Origin of the sequence: Ottowia sp. (assembly GCF_046348305.1) — a bacterium.
Lineage (GTDB): Bacteria > Pseudomonadota > Gammaproteobacteria > Burkholderiales > Burkholderiaceae_C > Ottowia.
Map to the genome: position 1 here is coordinate 227,924 of NZ_JAXMEM010000007.1, position 10,523 is coordinate 238,446.

The 10,523-nt window shown below is 63.8% G+C and carries 11 protein-coding genes; 3 read left to right on the top strand and 8 right to left on the bottom strand.

The window, feature by feature from the left end:
* The first annotated feature begins 1 nt into the window (after nt 1).
* From U1F38_RS10385 to U1F38_RS10395, 3 genes are read left to right on the top strand one after another with little or no spacing between them, the layout of a single operon-like run.
* Complete coding sequence (locus U1F38_RS10385; protein ID WP_409986989.1) at nt 2–619, top strand: c-type cytochrome; 618 nt, start codon at nt 2–4, stop codon at nt 617–619.
* A gap of 19 nt (nt 620–638) precedes the next feature.
* Nucleotides 639–1,289 carry an SCO family protein gene (locus U1F38_RS10390; RefSeq protein WP_409986990.1) on the top strand — a complete coding sequence of 217 codons (651 nt, stop codon included), beginning with the start codon at nt 639–641 and terminating at the stop codon, nt 1,287–1,289.
* The gene (locus U1F38_RS10395) at nt 1,286–1,894 is read left to right on the top strand and encodes a hypothetical protein (RefSeq protein WP_409986991.1); all 609 of its coding nucleotides are present in this window, start codon (nt 1,286–1,288) and stop codon (nt 1,892–1,894) included. Before U1F38_RS10390 ends, U1F38_RS10395 begins: the two co-directional genes overlap by 4 nt.
* Here U1F38_RS10395 and U1F38_RS10400 read toward each other — a convergent pair.
* The 8 genes from U1F38_RS10400 to U1F38_RS10435 form a co-directional block, all read right to left on the bottom strand.
* Nucleotides 1,877–2,695: an HAD-IIB family hydrolase gene (locus U1F38_RS10400; protein ID WP_409987023.1), complete on the bottom strand. Its 819-nt coding sequence runs from the start codon at nt 2,693–2,695 to the stop codon at nt 1,877–1,879. The genes U1F38_RS10395 and U1F38_RS10400 overlap by 18 nt on opposite strands.
* A 23-nt stretch (nt 2,696–2,718) precedes the next feature.
* On the bottom strand, nt 2,719–3,810 hold the full coding sequence (locus tag U1F38_RS10405) for an acyltransferase family protein (RefSeq protein ID WP_409986992.1): 1,092 nt from the start codon (nt 3,808–3,810) through the stop codon (nt 2,719–2,721).
* Nucleotides 3,773–4,732, bottom strand: coding sequence for a glycosyltransferase family 2 protein (locus U1F38_RS10410; RefSeq protein ID WP_409987024.1), 960 nt, complete (start codon nt 4,730–4,732; stop codon nt 3,773–3,775). The genes U1F38_RS10405 and U1F38_RS10410 overlap by 38 nt, the downstream gene beginning before the upstream one ends.
* Nucleotides 4,733–4,737: 5 nt before the next feature.
* On the bottom strand, nt 4,738–5,088 hold the full coding sequence (locus tag U1F38_RS10415; protein WP_409986993.1) for a hypothetical protein: 351 nt from the start codon (nt 5,086–5,088) through the stop codon (nt 4,738–4,740).
* Nucleotides 5,081–6,442, bottom strand: coding sequence for a hypothetical protein (locus U1F38_RS10420; RefSeq protein ID WP_409986994.1), 1,362 nt, complete (start codon nt 6,440–6,442; stop codon nt 5,081–5,083). Before U1F38_RS10420 ends, U1F38_RS10415 begins: the two co-directional genes overlap by 8 nt.
* Entirely contained in the window at nt 6,439–7,458 is a 1,020-nt protein-coding gene (locus U1F38_RS10425) for an acyltransferase family protein (RefSeq protein ID WP_409986995.1), read from the bottom strand. The genes U1F38_RS10420 and U1F38_RS10425 overlap by 4 nt, the downstream gene beginning before the upstream one ends.
* A 2-nt stretch (nt 7,459–7,460) precedes the next feature.
* On the bottom strand, nt 7,461–9,086 hold the full coding sequence (locus U1F38_RS10430; RefSeq protein ID WP_409986996.1) for a peptide chain release factor 3: 1,626 nt from the start codon (nt 9,084–9,086) through the stop codon (nt 7,461–7,463).
* A gap of 187 nt (nt 9,087–9,273) precedes the next feature.
* Nucleotides 9,274–10,473 carry a spherulation-specific family 4 protein gene (locus U1F38_RS10435; RefSeq protein ID WP_409986997.1) on the bottom strand — a complete coding sequence of 400 codons (1,200 nt, stop codon included), beginning with the start codon at nt 10,471–10,473 and terminating at the stop codon, nt 9,274–9,276.
* Between the last annotated feature and the right edge of the window lie 50 nt (nt 10,474–10,523).

Consider the following 10,523-nt stretch of genomic DNA (forward strand, 5'->3'; position numbering starts at 1 on the left):
CATGTCTGAATCCGACCAGCCAGCCGTGCATGCCCAGGACCGCGAGCGCGTCGATCCGGAAGAGCGCATTCGCCCCATGCCGATCCTGCCCGCCGTGATTGCTGTCGGCATGGTGTTGTTCGGCATCATCTACATCATCAACTCCGGGCCCTACACCAATCCGGCTCTGGGCGACCACCGCACGCTGGCCGACCTGCGGCCCCAGGCGGCTGGCGGGGGCGCGGGCGGCGGCGCGGTGGACGGCGGCGCCATCTTTGCCGCCAATTGCGTGGCCTGCCACCAGGCCACCGGCAAGGGCTTGCCGGGCGTCTTTCCACCGCTGGACGGCTCCGACTGGGTGCATGGCGAGCCGCGCGTGCTGGCCAACATCCTGCTGCACGGCATCACCGGCGAGATCGAGGTGGAGGGCCAGAAATTCAATGGCCAGATGCCCTCCTTCGCGCAGCTGAGCGACGCCGAGCTGGCCGGCGTGGCCAGCTACATCCGCAGCAGTTGGAGCAACAAGTCCGAGCCCATCGACGCGGCCGTGTTCGCCGCCGAGCGCAAGGCCGGCGCAGCGCGCACCACGCCCTTCGAGGGCGGGGCCGCGCTCAAGGCCCTGGCCGCCACGGGCAATTGAGCGGCAGCGGGAGCCGGTGATGTGGCGCACCGCGATCGTCAGCGTGCTGTTGCTGCTGTGCGGCTACAGCGCCGCGGCCTGGCTCACGCGCGACTTCCAGGTGTGGACCGACGAGGGCGCGCGCCGCCACGACGTGGCCCTGCACCCGGTGCCCGCGCCCGCCGTGGCCGTGCAAGGACCCGGGGTCACCGCGGCCACGCTGCCCGCCCTGCTGGCCGAAGGCGGGGACGTGCACATCGTCGATTTTTTCTACACGCGCTGCCTGACGGTGTGCCGCACCCTGGGCGGCAGCTTTCAGCAATTGCAGGCCGCGCTGCAAGCCGACGCCGCCGCCGGCCAGCCCAGTGGCGTGCGCCTCGTGTCCATCAGCGTCGACGGCGCCCACGACGACCCAGCGGCGTTGACGGCCTATGCCGGGGGCCTGCACGCGCAGCCCGCACTGTGGCAGTTCGTGCGCGTGCCCGACGCCGCCCAGCAGCAGGCCTTGCTGCGCCGCCTGGGCGTGGTGGTGGTGCCCGACGGCCGCGGCGACTTCGAGCACAACGCCGCCCTGCTGGTGTTTGACCGCCACGGCCGCATGGTGCGCGTGTTCGACCTGGCCGAGCAGCAACTGGCATTGAACTATGCCCGCCATTTGGCGCGCCAGCCGGCGCCCGAGGGACTGTCATGACCGTCACCGCGCGCCACCAGGCGCTGGCCGGTGTGGTCGGGCTTGCTTTGCTGTGCCTGCCCTGGGTGCGCCACGCGCTGGAAGCCAGCATGTGGCGCCACATGATCGTGCAATTTCCGCTGCTGATGGGTGCCGGCGCCTTGCTGGCGGCGGGTTTGCCCGCGCGCGCGCGCACCGCCGTGGCGCGCTGCAACGCCCAGGGCATCTGCGGCCTGTTGCTGGTGGTGCTGGTGCTGGCCGTCGGCATGGTGCCGCGCGTGCTGGACCTGGCGCTGCTGCGCCCGGAGGTGGAATGGGCCAAGCTGGCCGCACTGGTGGCGGCCGGCGCAGCGCTGCGCCTGTCCTGGCGGCCGGCCGGGCTGGTGCTGCAATTCTTCTTTCTGGGCAACGTGCTGCCCATGATGGCGGTGGTCGGCTCGCTGTACATCGAGTCGCCGCTGCGCCTGTGCAACGCCTACCTGCTGGACGACCAGGCGCGCCTGGGCGAATGGCTGATCGGCACCGCCGCCGGCGTGGCCGCGCTGTGGCTGGCCTGGGTGGCGTGGGTGATGGTGCGGCGCGAGGCCCGTGCGCAGCTGGGGGCGCCGTCACGCGCGCCGCGTTGATCCGGCGCGCGCCGCCAGCAGGCAGCGCGCCAGCTCGGCAAAACCGGCGCCGCGCTCGCTGGGGGTAACGTAGCGGGGCAGGTGCGTGAGCTGGGGCACGAAGCGCGCGATGTTGGCCACGCCCACGCTGTGCGGGAAATGCTCGAACATCCGCTGGTCGTTGGTCGAGTCGCCCACGTAAACCCATTGGTCGATCTCGGCCGCCAGATCGCGCCCCAGCAACTCGCGCACGATCCACTGCGCGCCTTGCCACTTGTCGTGCGCGCCGTACCAGCCATTGACGTGGATGCTGCTGACCGTGGCGTTCATGCCGGCCGCGCGCATCAGGGCCACGCACTGGTCGATGGTGGCTTGCGGCAGCTGCGTGAACTCGCTGTGATCGACGGCGATGTCGCACTCGCGTCCGGCCGAATCCTGCGCGCGGCGCGCACCGGGCACGGTGGCTTCGATGTGGGCCAGAACCTGCTGCATGCGCGCGTATTGCGCTGCGCGTGTCGCAGCATCCTGTTGGTATATTTTTGATAGCTGCTCGCGCTTGATGGGTGAGCGCTGGAGGCCGATCTGACCAATATTTTGTGGTACCAGCGCAACCGCACCGTTTTCTGCCACGATGGCATCCACCGGCCAAGTGGCGGCAAACGGTTCGCTCCAGCCCACGGGCCGCCCGGTGATCGGGATCACGCGCAGCCCGGCAGCTCTCAACGCTTCGAGCGCCTGCAGAGCGTCTGCGGTGATTGCGCCGTCGGTGGTGAGCGTGTCGTCGATGTCGGTGAACAGCCCGACCAGAGCCCGGCGGGCCATCACGGGCCAGTCGCCAAGGGCTTTCACGATGCCAGCTTCAGAGTGGACTTTTCAACCCACCGGTACCACAGCAGGCTGAGCAGCACGATGACCACCGGCAGTGCCAGCAGGAACGCCAGCAGCGCATCAGGTGACGTTAGCCCCCATTTCCCGCGCAGTCGCCCGCTGAAGTCGAGCAACACCGTGTGCAGAAGATACGGGCTGTATGAGGCGTCGCCCACTGCCACCAACCATGCGGGCGGCGCAAAGCGCGTTTGCTCCAGCATGAGCGCCAGCATCAGGGCCGACACGCCAACGACCCCAAAGCTTGCCGCGCGCATCACTTCGACGCGATCGAAGTAGGGCGACGTAGTGCCCAGCGCCAAACCGGCGGCAATCAACACCGCGCACAAGGGCGCCGTTGTTCGAGCGTTTTGGTTTTGGAACACCCACGCGCGGTGATCGTAGGCGCGTGCAATCAACGCGCCTGCGAGAAACTCGAGTCCCAGCCCCGTTAACGCATAGCGCAGCGGCTGCTGCCCCTGAAAGACGCGCGCTGGGTCGCCCACCAGCCAGCCAACGCCCCAGACGAGCAGCACCGCCATCGCGCAGCAAATTGCCGCGAGTTGGTGGCGCGCAGGCATCAGCGTGATGAGTGCAATCCAAACGTAGAAATAAACCTCCATCGTCAGCGACCAAGCCGGTGCCAACCAGTTGTCCCAGATGTTGGGATACAGGAGCAAGGTGCTGAAGAGCATTTTCTTGCCCGTTGGCAAGCTGCTGTGATACACGAATATCGTGAGCAGCACGATCAACACCAGCACCGGCCAGTAGCCCAGGTAGATGCGTGCCAAGCGCTTGCGGGCAAAGGGCCAGATGCCCTTGGTCGGAATGGTGCGCTGCGCCGAGCGGTACACCACGAAACCGCTGAGAGCAAAGAAGATGTCCACACCCGAAAAACCCCAGCGCGTGGCCGCACCCGTCACTGCGAGCAGCGGCGCCAGGTCCCAATGCGGGCGCATGTGAAAAAACAGCACCATCAGCGCTGCCAGACCCCGCAGTGCCTGAATCCACTGCAGGTTGGCCTTGGGCGCAACGTCAGGCGTCATCGACCACCTCGGTGCACAGGGGCTCACGCGGCACGCTGCTGACGTCATGGTGCAAAAAAGCGATCAGAAACTGGATGCCGATGAAGATGGGCAGCGCCGCTGCCATCACCGTGCCGCTCGACGCCGGCAGCCCCGTGGCGATGCTGTGCAGCCAGCGCGCGCTGCCAAACAGCAGGCCCGCCAGGCACAGCAGCGTGCCCAGCACGCTGTAGAGGCTGCCGATGTTGAAGTCGCGCACCAGGTATTGATAGACGTAGCGCTTGAAAAAGCGCGCGATGTGCTTGCCCAGGAACTCGGGCAGCACCTTGGAGACGCGCAGGCTCGACTCTTCATCCGCGTATACGGCATCCATCGGCACATCCTGCACCACGGCACGCAGCACGTTCAATCGATAGAGCATGTCGCTCTCGAAAAAATAGCGGCGCTCCAGTTTGTCCAGTGGCAACTGGCGCAGCACCGCCGAGTGGATCGCCGTGTAGCCGTTGGTCGGATCCATGATCGGCCAATAGCCCGTGCTGAGCTTGTTGATGAACGACAGTGCCGCATTGCCGATGAGTCGCACGGCCGGCATGCCGCGCAGCGATTCGGGCCGATAAAAGCGGTTGCCCTTGGTGTAGTCAGCCTTGCCGCGCGCGATCGGCCGCACGAAGTGTCGCATCAGTGCCGGGTTCATTTGCCCGTCGCCATCGATCTTGACGACGACATCCATGCCGTCGGCAATGGCCGCCCGGTACGCGCTGACGACGGCACCGCCGACGCCCTGGTTCTCGGCGTGGTAGATCACGCGCACCCGAGGATCGTGCGTATGTTCTTCGATGAACTTGCCGCTGTGCTCGGGGCAGGCGTCATCCACCGCGTAGATCACCTCGACCTCGGGGCCGATGGCGGCAATCACGTTCATCACGTGGCGCGTAACCTTGTAGCAAGGGATGGCGATGGCAATGCGCATGGCCGTCATGCGGTGGTCGAGGCGAGTGCAACGCCGGCCATGATCAGCGCGCCGCCGGCCAGCGTGCGCCAGCCCAGCGGCTCGCCGAGGAAGGCCCAGGCCAGCGTCGGCACGATGAGGAAGGCCAGGCCCATGAAAGGGTAGGCCAAATGCAGCGGCGCGTGACGCAGGATCCAGACCCAGCCGAGGGTGGTGACGCCGTAGAGCACGAGCGAGGCGATAAGCCAGCCGTTGTGCAGCAGGGCCGAGAGCGACAGCACGTCAGGCATCGCTTGCGCGGCCTTTTTGAACAGGAGTTGCCCGGTACTGATGGCCAGCACACACACGAGCGTTAGAGCAATGACGAGACTAGACATTGGACGATGAAGAATCAGATGCGGCGAATATTGGAAGCAACACCAAAGGTGCGACGAAAAACGCCAACAAATAGCGATATTCCCCCGCGATCGAGAGCGTGAAGACGGCAAGAAGTTGAAACCAAAATATCGCGCAAACGACCATGCCAGGACGGTCGCGGTACCGCCATGTGCGTGCGCCTGCCAACATCATCAGTATCAGGCCGACCCACGGTGTCCACAGTATCGCACGATATTTGAACGTGAAGTCCAGCCAATCCACCTGCCAACGGTGAATGACGCCGTGACGAAACCGGATTTCAGAATTTGAGTGAGTCTGGGGCAGGATGTGCTCTGCGTTTGTTGATCCTGCGAATCCGCCGTCCGCTAAGGACGAATAAAGAAAAATGTTGATGCGGCTCGCTGCAAACGCAGGGAAATTATGCCAAAGGTTATATGTAAAAAATTCGCGCAAAATAGTGTTTTTGGCGTCATTGGACAGGCCCAGCAATGCAGGCCCTTGAGGAAAAAAAATGAGCGGATCCCAATAGTAGTGGTCATGAAATTGAAGAATTTTCTCTAGACTGTTGCCCGATGACGTCAACGCGTCAACGGTTGCTGCGGTAACTCTGGGCTCACCGCGCTCCCACAGGCCCATGGGTCGATGTTCCAGAAATCCGACGGTTTCGTATAGTGCCAATGGAAAGACGGAGCCAATTGGATTGCGTTGCTTGAATTCAAAGTGTGCGAATGCTGCCAACACGCACCACGGCAGGACCACTGCAGCAAGTCGCCACCGATGCCCACGGGGCAATGCAATCGCGAGAGCAAGAATGGCAATGACATTCAGAATTCCATTGGGGCGAGAGAAAAGTGCGAATGGCACGGTAATTGTCAGCATCCAGCATGCGGTCATATCGAGCCGACGCTGGCGCCAGCAACGCCACACTTCAAACAGCATTCCAGCCAACGCGATGGCGTAAATACCGTCAGAATACAGGCTGCTCGCGTAATACAGCACACTGGGCGCGAGTGCCACCCCCAGCAGGCCGTAAAGAAAGCTCTTGTAAAGCCGATTTGTCCACATCCAACTCAAGATGCGGGTACACACCAGTGTGCAAATCAACATTTGACAAGCGATCGGGATTTCCACCAAGCGCCAGGGACCATAGAGCGCGAGGTTAAAGAGATACCAGAGTGGCGGTTTGTTTGATTGGAAGTCGCGATTGGATTCGACTTCGAGAATGATCGCCAAGCTGTCTTGGCCCAGGATTCCAGGCCAGCATGCTACCAACCATAGGCTATAGATCAGTGCAAGTGCACAGAACAGCAAGCCGGGTGGTAGCCGTGAATCGCGGTGTCGAGCGGTGTTCATCGCTTCCGGGGTTTGAATTTCAGTGCCTGCTTTTCAATGCCGTGCCATGACGCGTAGGCCAGTACCAACACGATTCCTGTCGAAATAGCCAACGTGCCAAAAAAGCCCAGGTGCGGCCAACCGAAAAGGATCACGGTCTGCTGAACTGGAAACGCAATCAGGTAGGTGCCATATGACGGATCGCCCCAGCGTCCGGCGCGCCGCAACACCGGAGTGGCACGCGTTCCGACGTAGACCAGCACGAGCGGCAGGACGATCAATACGGCGGTGTAGTGCCAACCAGCCGACCAGGTTAGCGCCGCCCCGATGCTTGCGGCCAGTATCCAAGCGACCGGGCGTCGCTCCCAGTGGGCTTGGAGCAGAAAAAGGGCTGATCCAGCGAGGAAAAATGCGCTCAGCTCACTGCCGTAGTGAACGGTTCCGGAGACGTCGGCGCTGGTTTTGGACAAGAACCAGATTGCATATAGCGCCACGAAGCATAGCCACATGAATCGCACACGCATCACACTGAGCAACCCGGCCAGTGCCATGACCACGTAGCAGCGAACTTCCAAGGGGATCGTCCACAACGAGCCATTGACGCCACGTGCATAAGGGTTTTCCTCAAACACTCCCGGCAACACGAAGTGAACCTGCATGGCGAGCGTGCGCAGGTAGGCGGCAGTGGCCCCGTGAGTCCAGTAAGTGTGCAACGGCAGGGTGGTCACGTAGGCGCCCAGAACGTAGGCGGTACAGATGACCACGACAGTGAGAGCCGGCCAGATTCTCAGGAACCGACGCAGGCAAAAGCGCAGAACATTTGGATCGTTGTACCAGCTGCTTGTCACCAGATATCCGCTGATGACAAAAAATACGATGACCGCCGCTCCACCCCAGCTATACAGACCCAAGAAGGAAGGTTCGGCCTGACTCGTCAGTGCAAAGTGGTGGCTGTAGAGCACTGTCAACGCTGCCATCATGCGGATCGCGTCGAAGTTGTTGCCATGCTGCCGATCGAGAGGAGCCGCATTCGCCATGTTTAGCTAGCTTGCAATTCCATCCCCGCATGCTCGCGCAGCGGATGGAAATGGATCTTCGGAAAGCGCTCCTGCGCCAGCCGCACGTCATACGGGCTGGTGCACAGATAGGCCAGCGCGTCGGCGGCGTCATGCGCCATGCGCAGGGGGTAGGCGTTCTCGAAGGCGCTCAGTTCGGTGGGCGTGTCGGCGCTGATCCAGCGCGCGCCGGTGTACGGGCAGCCCTCCAGCCGCACGTCGCAGTCGTACTCGGTCTTCAGGCGATGCTGCACCACCTCGAACTGCAGCTGTCCGACGGCGCCCAGCAGCATGTTGCCGCCGGCGTCGGGCTTGAAGACCTGGATGGCACCTTCTTCGCCCAGTTGCATCAGGCCCTGCTGCAGTTGCTTGGTGCGCAGCGGATTCTTCAACACCACGGTCATGAACATCTCGGGCGCGAAGAAGGGCAGGCCGGTGAATTGGAGGTTGGGCCCGTCGGTGATGCTGTCGCCCAGCTGCACGCCGCCGTGGGTCGTGAAGCCGATGATGTCGCCGGCATAGGCTTCTTCCACAGCCTCGCGCCGCTGGCTCATGAAGGTGACCACGCTGGTGGGGCGCAGCTCCTTGCCGTTGCGCTGCACCTTCATCTTCATGCCCGGTTGGTACCTGCCCGAGGCCACGCGCACGAAGGCGATGCGGTCGCGGTGGTTGGCGTCCATGTTGGCCTGCACCTTGAAGACCACGCCCGAAAAACCCTCGCTCTCGGGGCGCACGGTGACTTGCTCGCGCTGGCGGTTGACCTCGGTGTAAGCGATGCGCGGGCGGGGCGGGGGCGACATGTCGACCACGGCGTTGAGCACTTCCATCACGCCGAAGTTGTTGACGCCGGAGCCAAAGAACACGGGGGTCAGCCTGGCGGCCAGAAAGGCCTCGTGGTTCCACGGCTCGGACGCGCCGACGGCCAGTTCCAAGCTCTCCATCGCGTGGTCGAAGGCGGCGCCAAAGCGCCTGCGCAGCGTGTCGGCCTCGTGCAGCGGGATGGTCTCGAACTCCTGCGGGCGCTTGTCGCTGCCGGGCTGAAACACGGTCATGCTGCGCGTGCGCAGGTCGATGATGCCGCCAAAGGTCTTGCCCTGGCCCACCGGCCAGGTGATGGGGCAGCAGGGCATGCCCAGCTCGCGCTCGACTTCGTCCAGGATGTCCAGCGGGTCGCGCACCTCGCGGTCCATCTTGTTGACGAAGGTGATGATGGGCGTGTCGCGCTGGCGGCAGACCTCGATCAGGCGGCGCGTCTGCGCCTCCACGCCGTTGGCGGCGTCGATCACCATCAGCGCCGAATCGACGGCGGTGAGCACGCGGTAGGTGTCTTCACTGAAGTCCTTGTGGCCGGGCGTGTCCAGCAGGTTGATGACGTGATCGCGGTAGCTCATCTGCATCACGCTCGATGCGACGGAGATGCCGCGCTGCTTCTCGATCTCCATCCAGTCGCTGGTGGCGTGGCGCGATGCCTTGCGGCCCTTGACGGCGCCGGCGATCTGGATCGCGCCCGAGAACAGCAGCAGCTTCTCGGTCAACGTGGTCTTGCCGGCGTCGGGGTGGCTGATGATGGCAAAGGTGCGGCGGCGGCGGGTTTCATGGGCGAAAGACACGGGTGATATGGGGCAAGGGGCTGCGCAGCGCACAACTGAGCGAGGCGGGACGGCCTCAATCGTGCGCGACCGGATGAGTTCAGCCGCGATTTTACGTTCCGCCCGTGGAGTGGACGAGGGGCTGCATGCGGACGCCCCAATGGTCGAACCCGAGACCGGCTGGCCGCTACGCGGCGCCCGGCCCGACTCAACAGGCTGGCAACGCTTGGCTCTTGTTGATGGCGTCGACCGTGGCGAGGAAGGTCATCCAGTAGCTTGGCAGGTTGGCCCAGGGGTTGCCGCTCCCGGTGGCAGGGTTGTAGTGCAGGTCTGTGACGTAGACCACGCCGGTGTTGTTGCGCGCCGAGGCGGCGGCGCGCAGCGCCTTCTGCATGTCCGCACAGGACGCGTCATGCACCAGCATCGCCTGCGCGCCATTGTCGTGCTGATAGACCCAGGTGTTGTCCGGCTGCGGGTCCGTCTTGAAGTAGGTCACCGCCTGACCTTCGAAAGTTGTCACAGTGTCGGCCAGTGCGGCGTAGCCCGCATCCGGATAGGTGCCGGGGTTGCTGACGATGCGGAAGCTGGGGCGGCGGCGGCGGATATCGGTCGAGACGGACTGGTAGAAAGCAATTTTCTTGGGCGTGTTGTCGACCTCGTCGAGAAAGATGCCGCTGACGGCAGTGCCATAGTGGGTCACGTAGGCGTCGACGTTGGCCTGGATGTCGGCCAGCGAACGTCCACCGTTGCCATAGCCGGTCAGCACATAACCGATGAGCTTGCCACCTTTGCTGATGAAGTCGGCTGCGGCGCTCACGAGGCTTGGATCGGGCCTGTCGAACAGGCCATCGCTCGGGTTCAGGATGGCCGTGATCCGGACATCCGGAAAACTCTGCTGGCCGGCGCTTAGTGCGATCCAAGGCGAGTTGGCCCTGCCTGTCGAGAAATAGGCAGGCACCAGTACCTCCAATTGCCTGGGTGCCGGACGCAGGTACAGGGTGAGCGCGGTCTTGACTTCCGGCCGTCCGCTCACCGCCGCGTTGATGGCGACGGTGCCTGCGCTGCTCCCGACCAGCGACGCAACCGCGTGTCCGCCGACGCCGGTGGTAGTGCGCGCGGGAGTGACGGAAGCTGAGGTGGCACTTAGATCCACATTGACGTTGTCGGGCGCCGGCGCGCCGTTCAGCGTCATCCGCAGATCCAGCGGCACCGGAGTGTTCACTTCGCGCACGTTGTCGGCTGATGTTGGACTGGCGAATACCAACTGGAACGTTCCGCTGGGCGGTGGCGAGGGTGGTGCCGTTGCCTCGCCCGACGTATCGGCACCACCGCCGCAAGCAGTCAGGGTCGCGCTCAGCGCGAGCAGACAGGCGAGAGTGGTCAGACGGCAGCGCGAGGGGGTAGGCATGGGGATATCCGGTGGCCACAGGAAAAAGTGGCTAATTGTGCACCCTTTGG

Bases quoted from the DNA above. Each gene is read 5' to 3' on its own strand.
- U1F38_RS10420 (WP_409986994.1), bottom strand. From the start codon at position 6,442: ATGAACACCGCTCGACACCGCGATTCACGGCTACCACCCGGCTTGCTG.
- U1F38_RS10410 (WP_409987024.1), bottom strand. From the start codon at position 4,732: ATGCGCATTGCCATCGCCATCCCTTGCTACAAGGTTACGCGCCACGTG.
- U1F38_RS10425 (WP_409986995.1), bottom strand. From the start codon at position 7,458: ATGGCGAATGCGGCTCCTCTCGATCGGCAGCATGGCAACAACTTCGAC.
- U1F38_RS10395 (WP_409986991.1), top strand. From the start codon at position 1,286: ATGACCGTCACCGCGCGCCACCAGGCGCTGGCCGGTGTGGTCGGGCTT.
- U1F38_RS10385 (WP_409986989.1), top strand. From the start codon at position 2: ATGTCTGAATCCGACCAGCCAGCCGTGCATGCCCAGGACCGCGAGCGC.
- U1F38_RS10435 (WP_409986997.1), bottom strand. From the start codon at position 10,473: ATGCCTACCCCCTCGCGCTGCCGTCTGACCACTCTCGCCTGTCTGCTC.
- U1F38_RS10390 (WP_409986990.1), top strand. From the start codon at position 639: ATGTGGCGCACCGCGATCGTCAGCGTGCTGTTGCTGCTGTGCGGCTAC.
- U1F38_RS10400 (WP_409987023.1), bottom strand. From the start codon at position 2,695: ATGGCCCGCCGGGCTCTGGTCGGGCTGTTCACCGACATCGACGACACG.
- U1F38_RS10415 (WP_409986993.1), bottom strand. From the start codon at position 5,088: ATGTCTAGTCTCGTCATTGCTCTAACGCTCGTGTGTGTGCTGGCCATC.